Source organism: Photorhabdus cinerea (assembly GCF_011189575.1).
Lineage (GTDB): Bacteria > Pseudomonadota > Gammaproteobacteria > Enterobacterales > Enterobacteriaceae > Photorhabdus > Photorhabdus cinerea.
This window is the reverse complement of record NZ_PUJW01000010.1, coordinates 96,039-112,814: the sequence shown is the minus strand read 5'-3', so window position 1 is coordinate 112,814 and position 16,776 is coordinate 96,039. Positions and strand designations below refer to the sequence as shown.

Sequence of the window (16,776 nt, the reverse complement as noted above, 5' to 3'; positions counted from 1 at the left end):
TAGTAATAAACCTAACATCATTCAATAGTGGTTAAATACACACTGGTAAAAAATAGTGAATTAGTGAATATATGCTTTTGTTTGAAAATAAAATAATTTTTTGATAAAGATGATTTTTATTGTAAGTGGATAAGTGTGCTAAGATATTTATTGCAAAATTAAGTTGATGAGAGTTATCAAATAAAAATATATGTAATTCAATATGTCGCTTATTTGATATGGGATATTTCTCGGTGTGTATTTTAATTTTGGTATTTGAATGGATTCGTTGGTACCAAATTTTAATATGGTGGGAATAAATCCAATATCAATATTTAATGGCAATGGATGTCTTGTTTTTCTGAATTTTAACTATATATCTTGCAACTGGGGATTTTATTTTTTAACCAATTTTTATTTTATTCTTAGCCCATTAGAAATGGGTGTGAAGTTCTATTATTGATCATCTTATAGAATTTTCTAAAATAATCATTATAGTTTATTCTCGTTGTTTGCAGGGCCCCTCAATATTGTGGGAACCCCATTTTCACGTTTCTTCCTAATACAGGTTTTGGTGAAGAATTATTGTTACCTGGAGGCAGTTTATGTTTGATGGCTTAAAACATCACCAGTTTTTGTTCATTAGACGGTCGAGGCTGAATTTACCTGGACCTGTGATAGCTAGTAACAGGTAGCCGCCACCAATAGTCATATTTTTCAGAAACATAGTCTGGTTCATACCTTCAGCAAAATTGCTGTGGAAAAGCAGGGAAGTCAGAACACAGAAACCAAAGGTAAATAATGCTGTTGTACGGGTTAAGAAGCCAAATAGTATTGCCAGGCCACCACCTAGTTCAAGCAAAATAGTCAGTGGTAATAAAAAACCAGGAATCCCCATTGCTTCCATATATTGTTGAGTGCCAGTGTAGGAGTCACCCAGCTTACCATAACCTGCAACTATAAATAGGATTGGCATTAAAATACGAGCTAATAGCAAGGCACTATCTTCAAATTTTTTCATTAACGACTCCAGGCGATAGATAAATAATAACAATGATTTGTTTGATGATTAGTCTATATCAGCTTGAAACAATACAATTTGCTAATCATTAACGGATGGAATGTATACTAAAGAGAGATGAGGTGAGTTGTAAGCAAGGATTATTAACAATTTTATACAAAGTTTTTGAATGTGAGCAACCAAAGTGATCATCAACAAGGTATATTATGAAAAATTATTGCTATTTCCGTTTCAGTGCGCGAATGATGTAGCGCGACCAACGATAAAATTTCACTGGATGGCGAAGCCCATATAAAGAAATAGCACTGACTCCAAGTTGCAGATAAGGTTTTAATGACAAAAGCTTTTGCCAGCTTTTGTCATAAGGTTCGGTGATACTTTTCCAGAGTTGTGTATTGTTGGAGAGTTCAAGCCGTTGCTGTTGGATATTGTTGAGTAGTTGCTGTTTTTTCAGCTTTCTTTTCTGACGCGGTTTACTCATTGTGGTTATCCTCCAGCATTTTTCTATCAATCTTTAATTGCTCTCGCGTTGCGCTAAGTAATGTTGAATTTCGCGCTTTTCTGATAGTCCATATGAGGCCAGTAAGAGCCAGAAGAAATAAAGTTCCAGTGGTACTAACCAACACAGTAAAGCGCCAGGTGGGATCGATGGCCCAAAAAATTATCACAAGCAGACACATCAGCCCGAAAGCGGTAAATAGCAGTGTCAGGCTGGCTATGACTATCAGTTGTATCAGAGTGGCTTTCTCTTTTTCCAACTCTACAACGATCAGTTGTAAGCGAGTTTCTACTATCTCGATAACGATAGTGGCAATGCGCTGAAGAATATCAAGGACCCCTTTACCGGGGCCTTGAGATTTGGATGAATTACTCATATTAGCGTTTAGCTAATAATACACCTAATATGGCACCGACGGCTGTACCAATACCGATGCTTGTCCATGGCTTATCGTGAACGTAGTCATCAGCACGGACTGCCATATCTTTTGTTTGCTTGACGATCATATCACTGGCATTACCGAGCTTAGAGCGAGTATCTTTGATTACTTCCTCTACTTTGCCGCGAAGTTCTTCCAGTTCGACTTTGGATTTATCACCGGAATTTTTGATCACTTCTTCCAGTGTATCCGCAAGTGATTTTAGTTCAACATGTAAATCTTCAGTAGTTTTGTTCTGCATCATATAGACTACTCCTCGTATAAGATATGGATATTTAACTTACGTTAGTTGCTTTTCCTGGTGGTGGAAAAGGCTATCATTAAATATAGCTTATATTTTAGAAGATGAATGAAAAACATTAGCGTTATTTCACTATTCTGCTGCAAACGATACAATCATCTGCAGCAGAGGGGAGTATTGTGTTTTCTAAGAATTAACTACTTTTTTTGTGGGGAATGGCAAACTTTTTTACGGCATACAACAAACAAACTACCGCTAAAACCAATAATTAGCAAAGCAAGTGGTAGTAATATCAAGAAATTCATTACCAGATCTTCATACTGACGGAAGATGGGGGTTTTGCCGAGTGCATAGCCCAGAGAGGTAAGGATAACGACCCACAGGAGGCCACTGAGCCAGTTAAAAAACTGGAAACGACTATTTTGCAAGCCCGTCAGACCAGCAAGTGTTGGTAATAAGGTTCTTACAAATGCGAGGAAACGGCCGATAAGCAAAGCAGACAGGCCGTGGCGGTGAAAAAGACTATAAGCTCTTTGGTGATAATGGGCTGGAAGGTGAGAGAGCCAGCCTTGTACTATCTTGGTATTTCCTAACCATTTTCCTTGAAGGTAACCTATCCAGCAGCCTAAGCTTGCTCCGGCAGTCAAGATTGCAATCGTTACAGGGAAACTCATTGTACCTTTAGCGATTAACACTCCAACCAGTATAAGCAGGCTGTCTCCAGGTAAAAATGCAGCGGGAAGCAGGCCACTTTCAAGGAATAGAATCAAGAATAACATGATATAAATGGCCCATAATAGGGATGGGTTGGCCAGAGTTTCATAATCTTGGTGCCAAAGTGCATATATAAGTTCTTTTACTATTTCCATCAGGTGTTCCTAAAATGCCTTTATTCGTTCATCCTGAAAGCATGAGGCTAAGCTGATTAAATTATATCCTGTTTTAGTTATTTGGCCGGTTGTGATACCTTTCCAATCCCTTGAAAGAGGAAAATGACGTGCCTGATACACTGTAACAAAATCAAGGATGACTAAACAGAAAATTTTGGTGATCAATTGAACATTCATTGTCATCGAATAATAAACGGGTCTATTGAGATTGGCTTGTTAGATTTCTTATTTAAACTAATTGCTATTTTTTCTACTGTTTTAACCTGTTTTCTTCGTAGTTTGTTGTCATTCTATTCATTTATATATATCTAATGATGGTTGATTTCTGCTTACAGATATGAGGTATGGAATTTTTTTATTTGTTTAATTTTTATAATGTTTCTGATTGTGCGTTAATATTTTTTTACGGCAGATTGATTCTTGTGTGAATTTGATTTATTTTTCATCATAGCAAAGGGGAGTAACTTCCTTAGCCGGTTTATCGTCATTACGATGCAATAGCATCCGGTAGCCGGGCAACCTTGAATTTATACCTGGTGGTACATTTTCTGTGTTGTAAGTGAGACCTTGCCAGAAGGCGAGGTTGCTTGCAATACATCCATATCCATAACGTGAGAAAGAAATATAGCAACGGCTGGCGTCTTCTGAGACTTCGGCCGTTTTTGTTTGTGAGAGGAAGAAAATGAACTCAGTGGGTAGCTCCATCTTATGGGGAAGTTTCGCTGTTTTAATTACAGTTATGTTGTTGTTGGATCTATTCTTACAGGGACGTAAGAAAGAGCAGGTAATGTCATTTCGTCAGGCTGCTGTCTGGAGTGTAATTTGGGTAAGTTTATCGCTCTTATTTGCATTAGGGTTGTGGTGGTATTTCAGAGAAACTTTGGGGGGAGCCGTCGCCAATAGCCAGGTAATGGCTTTTCTTACCGGTTATTTGCTGGAAAAGGCACTTGCTGTTGATAACGTATTCGTTTGGCTGATGTTGTTCAGTTATTTTGCCATTCCGGCAAATTTGCAACGTCGAGTCCTTATTTATGGTGTTTTAGGCGCAATTGTACTGCGTACTGTGATGATCTTTGCGGGGAGTTGGTTGGTTTCTCAATTCAGTTGGGTACTCTATCTGTTTGGCATCTTTCTGCTGGTGACAGGTGCTAAGATGGCGTTGGCAAAGGAGGGGGATTCTCCGGTAGGAGATAAACCTTTTGTCCGTTGGTTAAGATTGCATATTCGTATGACTGATAGTCTCCATGGTGAACGTTTTTTTGTTAAAGAAAACGGTTTGTTATATGCGACTCCATTGATCCTGGTCTTGATTCTGATTGAAATTAGTGACGTTATTTTTGCCGTAGACAGTATTCCTGCTATTTTTGCCGTCACCACAGATCCTTTTATTGTTTTAACTTCTAACCTTTTCGCTATCTTAGGATTACGTGCAATGTATTTCCTATTGGCAGGAGTGGCAGAGAAATTCACAATGTTGAAATATGGTTTGTCAGTTATTTTGGTATTTATTGGTATTAAGATGCTGATAATGGATGTTTATCATATTCCTATGGTGGTTTCTCTAGGAGCTATAGCGGGTATTTTGGTAGTAACAATGATTATTAATATTTGGGTAAATAAGCTCGAAGCTAAAAAGCTCTAGTAATCAAGCAACTATTTTTTAATAGGAAACCATATCTTTCTGAATAAGGAGATATGGTTTTTTGTCTTAACTTGTTGAAAAGTGGTTAAACATAGAAACAAATAATTGTGTTTTATAAATGTATAAATTGCCGTTTTGATCACACAAATATAAGTATATTGTTAATAAATGCCGGCTGGGTTGTATATTTTAACTGTTGCTGTTTTTCACCATTCTTGGCTTCCCTATACTGGGGAAGCAAATACAAAAAATATAGATTCAACAGAACTGTTAATAAAATGGGTTAACTATGGAAAAACAAAAAAGTGGCTTCGTGCATTACCTTACACAAGGGAGCTTGGTTAAACAAATTTTGGTAGGTTTAATAGCAGGGATACTGCTAGCGTGGCTGGCACCTTCGGTTGCCAAGTCAATCAGTTTGCTTGGGACGTTGTTCGTTGGTGCCCTGAAAGCAGTAGCACCGATATTGGTATGGGTTTTGGTGATGTCTTCAATTGCTAACCATAAAGAAGGTCAGGAAACCAATATTCGCCCAATTCTTATCCTCTATATCCTGGGTACTTTTTCCGCTGCATTGGTTGCTGTGGTCGGTAGCTTTATGTTTCCGTTACAACTGGTATTGGCTATCAATGATGCTCAGATGTCTCCTCCTGAAAACATTATGGAGGTGATTAAAGGGATGTTGGTGAATGTTGTTGCTAATCCGGTTAATGCATTACTGAATGGTAACTATATCGGTATTCTTGCTTGGGCTATTGGTCTTGGTATCGCACTGCGTCATGCAACGGATTCAACTAAGTCCCTGATTCATGATATGTCTGAAGCAGTTACTCAGGTTGTTCGGGTAGTCATTCGTTTGGCACCGATTGGTATTTTTGGTCTGGTGTCTTCAACAATTGCAGAGACTGGCTTTAAGACGTTGTTGGGGTACGTCTATCTGCTAGTTGTACTACTGGGTTGTATGTTGGTTATGGCACTTGTTGTAAACCCATTGATTGTTTACTGGAAAATTCGTCGTAATCCTTATCCTCTGGTATTTGCTTGCCTGCGCGAAAGTGGTGTAACTGCATTTTTCACTCGCAGTTCGGCTGCAAATATTCCGGTGAATATGGCTATGTGTCGCCGTATGAATTTGCATGAAGATACTTATTCTGTTTCCATCCCTTTGGGGGCAACGATCAACATGGAGGGGGCTGCGGTAACTATCACTGTATTAACTCTAGCGGCGGTAAATACGCTTGGGATGCCGGTTGATCTACTTACAGCATTGCTGCTAAGTGTGGTGGCAGCAATTTGTGCATGTGGTGCTTCTGGTGTGGCTGGTGGTTCCTTATTGTTGATCCCTCTGGCCTGTAGCATGTTCGGCATTTCCAATGAAATTGCTATGCAGGTTGTGGCAGTAGGTTTGATTATTGGCGTATTGCAGGATTCTGCAGAAACTGGCTTGAATTCTTCTACTGATGTATTGTTCACCGCTGCTGTGTGTCAGGCAGAGGATGACCGTCTGGCATCGGATCAGCTAACTCGTCGTAATTGATTGACAGAATTTTCTGGCGGGTAATAGGTACGATGCGTAAGAATAGTAAAGTGTCCGCGCCAGGAATGGCGCGGCTTGAGTGTCTATTGCATCTTTACGGTTTGTACATGACCATTTTTATCAAATCTTAAGACCTAATCGAGTTCCCTGATCGATAGCTCGTCGGGCATCCAGCTCAGCTGCCACATCTGCTCCACCAATAAGGTGCACTGTTTTTCCCGCTTGCTGTAACGGCTGATACAATTCTTTTAGTGGCTCTTGTCCGGCACAGATAACGATGTTGTCGACCGCGAGACAGCTCTGTTCTCCATTACAGCTAATATGTAATCCCTGATCATCTATTTTCAGATATTGCATGTTGTTGAGCATTTTTACACCACGCATATACAGACTGGTTCTATGTATCCAACCTGTTGTTTTACCTAATCCTTCTCCAACTTTTGTGGATTTACGTTGTAATAAATAAATTTTTCGGGGGGAGGGCTCTGGTTGAGGGCCTTTAGGAGATAATCCTCCACGATGTGTCAGATTTTTATCAATACCCCATTCTTCACTGAAAGCTGTACTATCAAGGCTGGTACTTTTTTCTGGCTGACTTAGATATTCTGCGGTATCAAAACCAATTCCTCCTGCGCCAATGATAGCTACACGTTGACCGACAGCTTTCTTGTCTCTTAATACATCCAGGTAGCTCAGCACTTTTTCGTGATGAATACCATCAATAGTGAGTTGACGAGGTACAATGCCACTAGCGATGATGATCTCATCGAAATCAGAGAGTGTTTCTATCGTTGCGGTCTGATTCAGTCGTACATCAACATGATGGATTCCTAGCTGGCGTTGGAAATAACGTAATGTTTCATGAAATTCTTCTTTTCCGGGGATCTGCTTGGCAATATTGAATTGCCCGCCAATCTGCCCGTCACGTTCAAACAAAGTAACGTGATGACCACGACTGGCAGCAGTCACTGCAAATGACAATCCAGCAGGTCCGGCACCGACAACCGCCAATTTTTTAGGCGCAGTAGTAGGTTTGGCGTCCATTTCTGTTTCATAACAAGCGCGGGGATTAACCAAGCAAGAGGCTATTTCACCGACAAAAATCTGATCCAGACACGCCTGATTACAGCCAATACACGCGTTAATCTCATCAGCTCGCCCTTGCTGAGCTTTTAGAACAAATTCAGCATCAGCCAGAAAAGGTCGTGCCATAGAAACCATATCCGCACAACCTTGTGCTAGTACTTGTTCTGCAATTTGTGGATCATTAATTCTGTTTGTTGTGATCAATGGAATAGAAATTTTCCCCATCAGTTTTTTGGTTACCCAACTAAACCCAGCACGAGGAACCATAGTGGCAATAGTTGGAATTCGTGCTTCATGCCAGCCAATACCCGTATTGATGATAGATGCCCCTGCTTGCTCAATGGCGACAGCTAATTGCTCGATTTCCTGCCAATTAGAACCATCTTCTACTAGATCTAACATTGAAAGTCGGTAAATCAGAATAAACTCTCGTCCGGTTGCCTGACGGACAGCTTTGACAATCTCCACAGCTAAGCGCATTCGATTCTCAAAACTTCCACCCCATTTGTCTTGACGATGATTGGTACGAGTAGTCAAAAACTGGTTAATCAGATACCCCTCAGAGCCCATGATTTCCACGCCATCATAGCCTGCTTGCTGTGCCAGGTGTGCACAGTGGGCGAAGTCTGCAATTGTTTGCAGAATATCTTCTTCTGTCATTTCACGAGGCATGAAGGGATTAATCGGTGCCTGAATTGCAGAGGGGGCGACAAGCTGTGGTTGATAGCTGTAACGGCCAGTATGTAGAATTTGTATTGCAATTTTTCCATCAGCTTGATGAACCGCTTCTGTAATAATTTTATGGTGAGTAAGGGCTTTTTCATTTGCCAGAAATGCAGCGTTTTTTCCTATAATACCTTGTTTATTTGGGGAAATTCCTCCTGTGACAATCAATGCTACGCCTCCAGCTGCCCGCTCAGCATAAAAACGAGCAAGTCTCTGAGCGCCGTCGGGATGCTCTTCCAGTCCGGTGTGCATTGATCCCATAAGAACACGGTTTTTTAGTGTGGTAAACCCTAGGTCTAAAGGGGTAAACAGGTGAGGATAGTGGCTCATTGCAATCTCCATCGGGTGTTTGTCAATCATAATCAGATTATTGTTATTGTGCTCGAAACCACCGGGTAAAACGGAAAGTGGTCGGATGAGATAATGATTCAAATTTAGACGGAATGAGGTTAATTGGGAAAAAAATGTTAAACGAATGTGATGGATATCATGAAATCTGGCTCCGTTATGGCTCTAATATTTTTTTCTGAACGATGCAACAGGAATATGACAGATTGAAATTGTTATTTTTTTCTAGGTTGTATTAGTTATCATGTTCCACGTCAGTGGTCGTTTGGCTTTAATGAAAGATGAATTCCTCATATATTAACCACATTCCGATTTTAATTACTGGATAGGATAATGTTTTCTATCTTATTGATAAGAAGCGATTATTATGAAAAGGCAAATGACTGAATGGATAACTTTGGTAGGAAAAGGTATTACTCTAGAACCTCTGACACACCAGAGGAATGATGAATTTATACAGGTAATTGAAGAGGGTGAACTGCATAAATTGTGGTACACCATCATTCCTGCACCGGCTGAGCTAAGTAAAGAGATTGATCGCTGTTTATTTCTACATGAAGAAGGCGCTATGTTGCCTTTTGCTATTGTTGACCACCGGACAGGTAAAGCAGTTGGAATGACGACGTATATGGGCATTGATCCTAATGCTCGCCGGGTGGAAATCGGTTCCACTTGGTATGCGAGCTCTGCCCAGCGGACACATATCAATACAGAAGCGAAATATCTGCTACTGAAATATGCTTTTGAAGAATTGGATTGTATTGCAGTAGAATTCCGCACCCATTTTTTTAATCATCAGAGCCGGAAAGCGATAGAACGGCTGGGGGCAAAACTCGATGGAATTCTGCGTAATCATATTTTATCTAAAGATGGCAGTATTAGGGACACTTGTGTTTACAGCATCATCAGTTGTGAGTGGCCTACAGTTAAAACTCATCTTGAATGGCAGATGGTTAAGCCTAGGTAAGATTAATTTTAAGATCAGGCCGTCCTAAGAAAGTTGACGGCCTGATTCTAATTTTAATTTGAAGATAGGGAATCCCGCATTTCATTGTCCAGTTCGTCCAGTAATTGATAACGGCGGCGATATTCAGCTCGTTTTTTACTGGCTATATCTTCAAGAGATTTTCTTTCAATGGATAATGGTAGGAGGAAATCTTTATTTTTTTCTTTTCTCCACCCAATGACTCCCAGAAAGCGTCGTAGTCAGCGACTAATTTGTCTTTCTTTTTATGCCAATAACGCAGGCTTTTGTAGATGTGAGTATCATTGCTGGCTGCCAGAATTTGCTGACATCCAAAGTAAGCGGCAAAGCGGCAGACGGATTCAAGCAGTAAACGTTTCGGAAATAATCCATAACAATCTTTTGTCGCATGGCGGATAATGTCAAGGGTTGTATCTTCTTTAGAACCTTGTAGTCCGCCAATAAACAGTGTCTTTTTACCGGCAATAGTCAATAGTGTAAAGGCACATTTTGCCAGAGTTTTATTATCTTCTGTTCTAATAAATAAAGCGAGTTCACCTTCCTTATTAAAACAGTCCATAGAATCTATAAAAATAGTGTAAGTTCCGTTTTTACCATTGATAACCGCTAATGGATATGCATTGGAACAAAATATTTTATTAATAATAGACTTATTTAACCCGGTAAATAAGAGTTGATAATGCTCATTTATTGCGCGTAATGTTTGCCCCCTGTTGAAGTTAATACTCAGATAAGGGCGCTGTAGTTTAGATGGCAAACATGGCTGTTTTTTCAAAATATCCAGATAAAACGGTGTATTAACTATCTGGTTTAATAGTTTTAGTGTTGAGATTGGCATCAGAGCGCTACGCAAAGCAAACTTGGTGCGATTTTGCGCAGAATACCAATGGGGGCTGGGACTGATTTTTTTTCCGATTAAATCTGTAAACAGTCGAATACCTGAGCTTGCAGGTTGATATATATATTCCATTTCTTTATCTTTCTAGCTAGACGGGAGGAAAACAAAAAACAAGTTAACTGATTCATTATACCATTTAAAAGTGTTAAACAAAACTTAAACAAATTTGTATTTGTGTTTTTGTGGGGCAAAAAACAATAGTTGTTTAATGAGTGTTTAAGAAATAATAGTGTTTTTGTTATTTGTTTATTATTGGTTTAGTTTTCTGAGATGTTTCTTCGTTGTAAAAGTATACAGGAAATGTGAAAAAAGTTGCTATAGCCTTGTGCGATACTTGATGCCATTGTAACAAATTGAGCAGGTTAGTATTGATTGTAAGTAAGCAATATTAGATATGTTCGCTTTTAATGCAGTTTAGTTAACTTATTAATATAGTTTCTGTTAATTTATTTGGCATTCTTTATTTATGTTATACTGAAATAGTAGGTTTTTATTTTATTTTTATACATATCATGGTGTTGAGTTTGATTTTATATATTTTAATTAAATTTATTTGCACTTATAGAATATGGATTATATTTTTATTGTTAATTTATTTTAATGTTTTTTTGGTGATGTACTTAACATCACTTTACAGCAAGACTATTCGCAAGGATGAAATACTTACTCTTGTTGATAAATATGACAATCCTATTGGTTTAGCAGGGAAAATTGATATTCACCAAAGAGGTATGTTGCACCGGGCTTTTTCTATATTTATTTTTGATTATATAAGGAAATTTACTCCTGAAAAAGCGGCCAGCAACTAAATATCATTCAGCTGGACTTTGGACTAACTGCTGTTGTAGCCATCTACGGATATAGGGGAGGCACTGGATGTCGCAGCACATCGGCGTCTTGGTGAGGAAATGGATTTTGATTGTGCATTGAAAAAGGTTTCGTCATTAATGTGGTTCTGAATAACTATCAATCGGATATCCCTGACATCATTGATCGTCTTGCTTGTGGTAATCGCAAAACGCCCGCCTAATTTCAGACAAGTGTTGGAAAAAAGTGGCTTCATCATCTACATCAGTGCGGAAGGCATTGCCGATACCCTGATCGCCGCTGATTGGCAAACAGGGTCAGCGGGAACAGGCGCGAAAGGTGAGCGTTGGTATGACTGGGCTTTGGTTCCGTTATGGCCATTACCTGCTGGTTCGGCGCAGCCGGGATAACAGACAAGAGCTGGCTTACTATGTGGTGTATGCGCGGAGAGAGCAGGCAAACCTCCATACCCTGATGCAAGTTGCGGGTTACCGCTGGGAAATCGAGTGTGGTTTTGAAGAAACGAAAGGGGAATGTGGTCTGGATCATTACGAAGTACGGCGGTGGTAGAGTTGGTATCAGCATATTACCTTGTCATTACTGGTCCATGCGGTCCTAGCGGCTCTATGGACACAGGAGAAAAAAACACCAACAGACCTGGTTCCCCTCAGTGTAGCGGAGCTACGTAAGCTGCTGTCAAGGTTGATGGAAAAAGCGGGAGAGACAATAGAACAGATCTTACATTGGTCATACTGGGGACGACTGCATCAATATTGTGCCCAGCAATGTCACTATCATCGCTGGGAAGAGAGCCTTCTTACAGAGCAATTACAGCTGTAATATTAAGTAGAGTATCGCTGGAGCCCGGCAAGAAATCGTCGCGCCCGTGGTTTGGGTGGGCAGCCAGCAAATCAACGTTATGCAATTGATGTTAGAGACGCTGGATGTGGTTAAGAATTGGCTGAACTGACAGCCGCGCATACGCACCACAATACAGGTACCTCGGAGAACGCCAGCGCCATCAGGAACACGGCCTATAAATCGGATGGATTGAAGCAGAAGTATTCGCCTGTGATTGGTTGATTTTTAGCCAGGTGATGTTGTTTGTTTTGTAATCATGTTATAGGTTGATATTTCCGGTTCTAAGCATTAAAATTCTTATGTTAGTTGAAGTGGATCGCGCTAAAGCCGAGGCTACCAACCCGGTTAAGAGCACAAAAACAGAGGTCCTGCTTAAAGATAAAAACAAAAAACCAACTTCACCAGTTGGTTTTTTTGTTTTTATCTATCTATTAATCCATTGAATCATATCCAAATAAACCTATAATCAACGGCTGTTAGTTGAGGAGCGTTTTGGCCTGTGTATCTCTTACGCAAATTTTCGTAAGTCTTGGCTGAATACAGGTGGTGCTGATTCAGAGCCTCGGCCGGAGCGCGATCCACTTCAACTAACATTGATGAGAACCAGCCGGACAGGCAATGTAAAGGCAATGGCTGGTTAAGTCGTGCTCCTAACTGGAGCAAACGGGTGAAAGCATTTATTGACACTGCTATCATCGTTCTCAAAGCGTTAATTGCGCTTTTAGAGCTGATCCGGGCATTTCTGAAATAGATAACGGAAACGTAGCTAAGGCCATCGGGGTAACCTCCCGGTGGCTTTTAACATTTACCGCCTTTGATCAGGTCACTGCGCCTTATAATTTCTATCCTTTCACAAAACGCAACCAGATGCACGCAGCGTTATTCACTCATCAACCTACTAAGCCACGCTTGTTTAAGTGGCCTAATATACTGATCTAACAGCTTAAATTTGGTAATTCTTACTGGACTTGAACTCGTGTTCAAGCGATTATTGAGCCAGTAGTATGGGGGAATAGCCAACAGATTAGTGTAGCTTACCGTGAGTCATACACATAATAACACTGGGACGCATTTTTTAAATGCGGTATCGATCAGTGCTACGGGTTCTGATGGCCTGAAACACAATTATCTCGCCCGCAATATGCGGGCTGTCTTACATTTTCATGGAGCTATGAATACAATCCTGATATTAAAGAATGAGCAGTGAGTGTAATAAAAAACTAATAACTCAGAGTGTTATATTAGTTTAGTGGTTTAAAAGTTGTCGTTACTTTTTCGGATATAGAAATAACTTATGTAATATCAGAATTGTTTGGTAAATCATTTCGGACGGTTCGTTTGATAGGCTGCTTATTTTCGTCAAAATACCGACTGGGCCATATCTCAGCAGGTGTGACACCAATTTCCTGAGCAATCAGTAATTCTCCTTTAGGCCAGGGGCGCGTTAAAGCATTTGCTAATGTTGAAGAACTTAATGAACCGCCATAGAAAGAGCGATAACAGGCACACTGGTAAGAAAACAACCTTACCAGTGGGATGTTCGTTCAAGGCTGCGACCCCCTGACCATCGGATTTTGCCGATGGCAGTGCTGCTTTAACTGATTGTATTATCTGACTCAAGAATCAAATAAATACCTTAGTGACGGTTTGCCTCGCTGCGCTTATGACGAAATAAATGAACTTATGGCGAAAACGGCACTACACCGCACCCGCCTGCACGCTTTGGATCAAAAGAGGATCACGGAAAAAATTCCAATGCATTGGTATTAAATAAAAAATTATATTTTACGTAAAATATAAAATCACAAAGGAAAGCCGTGCTTTATCATAGAAATCAGATAGAGCGCGGCTTTACAGGATATACAGAACTGAAATTATTTTCTCCTTTTGCATTACGACAAGGAGAAAGTGAAAGTATTAAAGTGTGCTTAATTCATTAATAAGCTCAGGATTACGTTCAAGCATCTTAAGTAGTTTCAGTGATGCACCAGAAGGAATACGGCGGTGCTGTTCCCAGCTTTGAATTAGAGATGCAGAAACGCCAACAGCTTCGGCAAATTCACTTTGTTTTAAGCCAAAGGTTTCACGTAAGTTTTTTACATCAGGCAGGCGATGGTAATGGATATTTTCATCAGAAACAGAAAGTTCGCCTTTTTCAATTGCTACCATCTGATTCATGCTTTCAACCAGATCGTTAAAAAGTTTTTTGTCCATAGTCTCTCCTGTTGTATGAACATTGCCGCGTATCTGCGCGGTGTCGATTACTGTAATTTGCTACTGATGGCTTTAAGTACCTCTTTTTCTTTTGGAGTTAAGTCATCTTTTTTATTTTTAGGGTAAATCAAAAGGAGATAGAGCCTTCCAGTTTTGGTTATGGCATAGTAGATAATTCTTACTCCGCCACGTTTTCCTACTCTTTCTCGCTGCCAACGAATCTTTTTACATCCTCCAGTAGCGCTGATGGTACTACCCTGTTCGTGATTCTTTAGTAAGTATTCCTGTAATAGCCTAAATTCATCATCGGTTAACAGTTCTGCTCGTTCCCTACTAAATACGGGAGTTTCGATAAAAACCAGATATTCCATAAAAAACATCCTTGCCTATATATGGAAATATAGTATTCGTACATGGTACGATAGTCAAGATCAAATCGAACTGGAGACTAGATCTTAATGCACCTGGAAAATTGTAGTTGACCTCCTGATAGCAATTCATTATCGTTTGTCGCATGAGGACTCAAAACCTCGAGTAAGCGGTCAAAACCAACCCCGTTAGTGTTGGGTTTTTTATGCCTAATTTTTAATGGTAGCTATTCGGCTATCATCTCTCTGATTCAATGTCGGGAGGGCGACTAATACAACACCCGCAAGGGGAATAAGTCCGCGGTTTCTTACTGCCGTTTTGAGCCTCCCGACACCATATTCTTAAATGGTAAACCCAATTCTCAAAGAAAAGTAAGGAGTCAGTAATGGCTAGTCTATCCGTAACTCCATTCATTTTTGAAAATCAGCAAGTACGTACATTGATTAAAAATGGCAATCTTTGGTTTATTGCACAAGATGTATGTGATGCCTTGAAAATCACAAACAGCCGCGAAGCTATCGCAAAATTTGATGATGATGAAAAGGATGTAGCTTTAAGTGACACCCTTGGTGGAAAGCAAAAAGTAAACATTATCAATGAATCAGGAATATATTTTCTGACAATCCGCTGTCGTGATGCCGTAAAGAAAGGAACTTTACCCCACCGTTTTCGTAAATGGGTTACTAGTGAAGTTTTACCTTCGATTAGAAAGACCGGTAGCTATATAGGCAGGAAGAAGAGTATTTCACTAAGTCAGTTCATTATTTGCCCTTGTTGTCAGAAACCCGCCAATGTTCTAAGTGCAGAAAAATTGCATAGACACAGAATTGAGGTCTCAGCAATTTGCAATTCTATTCGGTGTCCAGAACAAGCTTTTAAAATTGATCTATGTTTCTCACATTATCTTCAAGAGGAAGCAGGGATGAGTGTAGAAAGAGTTGTAATGTTAAAAGGTTAATAAATAGCCTAACTCCTGCCCAGAAATTGAAGCTGGCTAGTATGTTTTCATCCAGGCAATGGCTTTATGAAAAAATCTCTGTCGCCATTTTGTCGCCACTGACTACCAGAAACAAAAAAGCCACTCGTCATAGAGTGGCCTAATGTGCTGATTTCACAGCTAAAATCTGGTGGCCCCTACTGGACTTGAACCAGTGACCAAGCGATTATGAGTCGCCTGCTCTAACCAACTGAGCTAAGGGGCCGTTGGATGGGAGGGATTATACGTACAGTTTTGCTTGCGGTCTAGATCTATAAATTTATATGACCACTTTGTATACAAAATTAAGTTTTTATTAAGTAGTAAAAGAGGTTAACGATATATATTGGCTTTTTTTACGGCTAATTTAACGTTTTTATAAGTTATCGATTTAATTTTTAATAAGATATTTTGTGTTGTTGATTATATTATGATCACGATAATCAATGTATTTTTATGGGTGATTATATGAATAATAAACATCTTCCTTCTGTTTCTTCTTATCACCAGATAGAAAACTACTTTTTCTCGTCTATTAGTCAATTCTCTCAACATATAAACGAGTATGTGCAGGTATATGTGACGGGGATTGAAGTGGATATTTTTAATTTTTTGTTGGTGAAAAAAGGATGTGTTGACGTAAGTGATGCTCTACGTTCAGGTATTAAATTCTTAGAACATACCGGGTTACCTTTTGGTGTTGTTTTTGTTGAGGGTGAAGTTCAGCGTATTCAGCAAGATATCCAGCAAGCCAATCTTGTTATTGGTGGAGAGACCACCGCTATGCAATTAAATATGTCTGAGTGGCATAGTGAACCCGTCAATCACGATATTCGATGTGTTGATGCTGTTTTACAGGATTGGTCTATTCCGCTTGAGAGTGCTTTTGCATCTGAGGAATATAATGTCACTAGGCAATATCAGGAACGGCATCAGATGGCAATTGAAGCAGGAAAAGAATTAAAACATTACGCGCTGTACATAGACGGCAATCCTGTCTGTGCTTTAACTTTATCAATATTGGATAATATGGTGCGTCTGGATGATATTGGTACGGTTGTGGAAGTGCAGGAAAGAGGATATGCAACTGCATTGATAAAATATGCTCTAAATGAGGCGAAGATTAACGGTGCGGAAGTTTGTTACTTGGAAGCTTCATTTGATGGTGCTTCTTTGTATCGACGTCTCGGTTTTACTCCATTGTTTGATTATCAGAGTTTTTATCGCGATTGACATTGGTATTGTGTGTAAAAAAACA

The 16,776-nt window shown here is 39.7% G+C and carries 16 protein-coding genes, 1 tRNA gene and 4 pseudogenes; 9 read left to right on the top strand and 12 right to left on the bottom strand.

Translation table 11 applies throughout. The annotated features are described in order from the left end of the window. Positions 1-604: 604 nt before the first annotated feature. The 5 genes from C5469_RS11490 to C5469_RS11470 form a co-directional block, all read right to left on the bottom strand. Entirely contained in the window at positions 605-1,000 is a 396-nt protein-coding gene (locus tag C5469_RS11490) for a DoxX family protein (protein ID WP_166306359.1), read from the bottom strand. A gap of 220 nt (positions 1,001-1,220) precedes the next feature. Further along, a complete protein-coding gene (locus C5469_RS11485; protein WP_166306356.1) occupies positions 1,221-1,481 on the bottom strand; it encodes a YqjK-like family protein in 261 nt (86 codons plus the stop codon). Next, the gene (locus tag C5469_RS11480) at positions 1,474-1,875 is read right to left on the bottom strand and encodes a phage holin family protein (RefSeq protein WP_166306353.1); all 402 of its coding nucleotides are present in this window, start codon (positions 1,873-1,875) and stop codon (positions 1,474-1,476) included. Before C5469_RS11480 ends, C5469_RS11485 begins: the two co-directional genes overlap by 8 nt. 1 nt (position 1,876) lies before the next feature. Further along, the gene (locus tag C5469_RS11475; protein WP_166306350.1) at positions 1,877-2,182 is read right to left on the bottom strand and encodes an ElaB/YgaM/YqjD family protein; all 306 of its coding nucleotides are present in this window, start codon (positions 2,180-2,182) and stop codon (positions 1,877-1,879) included. A gap of 194 nt (positions 2,183-2,376) precedes the next feature. Continuing rightward, on the bottom strand, positions 2,377-3,048 hold the full coding sequence (locus C5469_RS11470) for a DedA family protein (RefSeq protein ID WP_166306347.1): 672 nt from the start codon (positions 3,046-3,048) through the stop codon (positions 2,377-2,379). A gap of 703 nt (positions 3,049-3,751) precedes the next feature. Between C5469_RS11470 and C5469_RS11465 the strand changes: the two genes are divergently transcribed. After that, positions 3,752-4,711: a TerC family protein gene (locus C5469_RS11465; protein ID WP_166306344.1), complete on the top strand. Its 960-nt coding sequence runs from the start codon at positions 3,752-3,754 to the stop codon at positions 4,709-4,711. A 289-nt stretch (positions 4,712-5,000) separates the two neighbouring features. Next, positions 5,001-6,248 (top strand): serine/threonine transporter SstT, encoded by a 1,248-nt coding sequence (gene sstT, locus C5469_RS11460; protein WP_166306341.1) that lies wholly within the window; start codon positions 5,001-5,003, stop codon positions 6,246-6,248. Positions 6,249-6,368: 120 nt separating this feature from the next. On the opposite strand, the gene C5469_RS11455 is transcribed toward sstT, so the two are convergent. Further along, positions 6,369-8,390: an NADPH-dependent 2,4-dienoyl-CoA reductase gene (locus tag C5469_RS11455; RefSeq protein WP_166306338.1), complete on the bottom strand. Its 2,022-nt coding sequence runs from the start codon at positions 8,388-8,390 to the stop codon at positions 6,369-6,371. Between the two features lie 385 nt (positions 8,391-8,775). Between C5469_RS11455 and C5469_RS11450 the strand changes: the two genes are divergently transcribed. Further along, complete coding sequence (locus C5469_RS11450) at positions 8,776-9,375, top strand: GNAT family N-acetyltransferase (RefSeq protein WP_166306335.1); 600 nt, start codon at positions 8,776-8,778, stop codon at positions 9,373-9,375. Between the two features lie 53 nt (positions 9,376-9,428). Here C5469_RS11450 and C5469_RS11445 read toward each other — a convergent pair. Next, positions 9,429-10,231, bottom strand: a pseudogene (locus C5469_RS11445) (VirK/YbjX family protein). A gap of 671 nt (positions 10,232-10,902) precedes the next feature. Here C5469_RS11445 and C5469_RS24465 point away from each other — a divergent pair. The 3 genes and pseudogenes from C5469_RS24465 to C5469_RS23605 all read left to right on the top strand — a co-directional run. Next, on the top strand, positions 10,903-11,100 hold the full coding sequence (locus C5469_RS24465; RefSeq protein WP_242689445.1) for an NUDIX hydrolase: 198 nt from the start codon (positions 10,903-10,905) through the stop codon (positions 11,098-11,100). 255 nt (positions 11,101-11,355) lie between these two features. After that, positions 11,356-11,743 (top strand): annotated as a pseudogene (locus C5469_RS11430) (transposase); the annotation flags it as partial. A 205-nt stretch (positions 11,744-11,948) separates the two neighbouring features. Beyond that, a pseudogene (locus C5469_RS23605) lies at positions 11,949-12,181 on the top strand (hypothetical protein); the annotation flags it as partial. A 222-nt stretch (positions 12,182-12,403) separates the two neighbouring features. On the opposite strand, the gene C5469_RS11420 reads toward C5469_RS23605, so the two are convergent. Beyond that, the gene (locus tag C5469_RS11420; protein WP_166306329.1) at positions 12,404-12,646 is read right to left on the bottom strand and encodes a hypothetical protein; all 243 of its coding nucleotides are present in this window, start codon (positions 12,644-12,646) and stop codon (positions 12,404-12,406) included. On the opposite strand from C5469_RS11420, the gene dinQ reads away from it, so the two are divergent. Next, positions 12,639-12,710 carry a damage-inducible type I toxin DinQ gene (gene dinQ / locus C5469_RS24460; protein ID WP_369293964.1) on the top strand — a complete coding sequence of 24 codons (72 nt, stop codon included), beginning with the start codon at positions 12,639-12,641 and terminating at the stop codon, positions 12,708-12,710. The two genes, C5469_RS11420 and dinQ, sit on opposite strands and share 8 nt — an antisense overlap. A gap of 541 nt (positions 12,711-13,251) precedes the next feature. On the opposite strand, the pseudogene C5469_RS11415 reads toward dinQ, so the two are convergent. The 3 genes and pseudogenes from C5469_RS11415 to C5469_RS11405 all read right to left on the bottom strand — a co-directional run. Further along, a pseudogene (locus tag C5469_RS11415) lies at positions 13,252-13,434 on the bottom strand (helix-turn-helix domain-containing protein); the annotation flags it as partial. 442 nt (positions 13,435-13,876) lie between these two features. Further along, positions 13,877-14,173, bottom strand: a complete 297-nt coding sequence (nadS, locus tag C5469_RS11410) for a NadS family protein (protein WP_166306326.1) — start codon at positions 14,171-14,173, stop codon at positions 13,877-13,879. A 47-nt stretch (positions 14,174-14,220) separates the two neighbouring features. Next, positions 14,221-14,544: a type II toxin-antitoxin system RelE/ParE family toxin gene (locus C5469_RS11405; RefSeq protein WP_166306323.1), complete on the bottom strand. Its 324-nt coding sequence runs from the start codon at positions 14,542-14,544 to the stop codon at positions 14,221-14,223. 383 nt (positions 14,545-14,927) lie between these two features. On the opposite strand from C5469_RS11405, the gene C5469_RS11400 reads away from it, so the two are divergent. Next, positions 14,928-15,500 carry a BRO-N domain-containing protein gene (locus C5469_RS11400; protein WP_166306320.1) on the top strand — a complete coding sequence of 191 codons (573 nt, stop codon included), beginning with the start codon at positions 14,928-14,930 and terminating at the stop codon, positions 15,498-15,500. 167 nt (positions 15,501-15,667) lie between these two features. Here the strand turns inward: C5469_RS11400 and C5469_RS11395 are convergent. After that, positions 15,668-15,744, bottom strand: a tRNA-Ile gene (locus C5469_RS11395). A 242-nt stretch (positions 15,745-15,986) separates the two neighbouring features. On the opposite strand from C5469_RS11395, the gene C5469_RS11390 reads away from it, so the two are divergent. Beyond that, positions 15,987-16,751: a GNAT family N-acetyltransferase gene (locus tag C5469_RS11390; RefSeq protein WP_166306317.1), complete on the top strand. Its 765-nt coding sequence runs from the start codon at positions 15,987-15,989 to the stop codon at positions 16,749-16,751. The last annotated feature ends 25 nt before the right edge of the window (positions 16,752-16,776 follow it).

Coding starts and splice junctions, on each gene's coding strand:
- C5469_RS11480 (WP_166306353.1), bottom strand. CDS start 1,875: ATGAGTAATTCATCCAAATCTCAAGGCCCCGGTAAAGGGGTCCTTGAT.
- C5469_RS11400 (WP_166306320.1), top strand. CDS start 14,928: ATGGCTAGTCTATCCGTAACTCCATTCATTTTTGAAAATCAGCAAGTA.
- sstT (WP_166306341.1), top strand. CDS start 5,001: ATGGAAAAACAAAAAAGTGGCTTCGTGCATTACCTTACACAAGGGAGC.
- C5469_RS11485 (WP_166306356.1), bottom strand. CDS start 1,481: ATGAGTAAACCGCGTCAGAAAAGAAAGCTGAAAAAACAGCAACTACTC.
- C5469_RS11455 (WP_166306338.1), bottom strand. CDS start 8,390: ATGAGCCACTATCCTCACCTGTTTACCCCTTTAGACCTAGGGTTTACC.
- C5469_RS11490 (WP_166306359.1), bottom strand. CDS start 1,000: ATGAAAAAATTTGAAGATAGTGCCTTGCTATTAGCTCGTATTTTAATG.
- nadS (WP_166306326.1), bottom strand. CDS start 14,173: ATGGACAAAAAACTTTTTAACGATCTGGTTGAAAGCATGAATCAGATG.
- C5469_RS11450 (WP_166306335.1), top strand. CDS start 8,776: ATGAAAAGGCAAATGACTGAATGGATAACTTTGGTAGGAAAAGGTATT.
- C5469_RS11390 (WP_166306317.1), top strand. CDS start 15,987: ATGAATAATAAACATCTTCCTTCTGTTTCTTCTTATCACCAGATAGAA.
- C5469_RS11465 (WP_166306344.1), top strand. CDS start 3,752: ATGAACTCAGTGGGTAGCTCCATCTTATGGGGAAGTTTCGCTGTTTTA.
- C5469_RS11475 (WP_166306350.1), bottom strand. CDS start 2,182: ATGATGCAGAACAAAACTACTGAAGATTTACATGTTGAACTAAAATCA.
- C5469_RS11405 (WP_166306323.1), bottom strand. CDS start 14,544: ATGGAATATCTGGTTTTTATCGAAACTCCCGTATTTAGTAGGGAACGA.
- C5469_RS11470 (WP_166306347.1), bottom strand. CDS start 3,048: ATGGAAATAGTAAAAGAACTTATATATGCACTTTGGCACCAAGATTAT.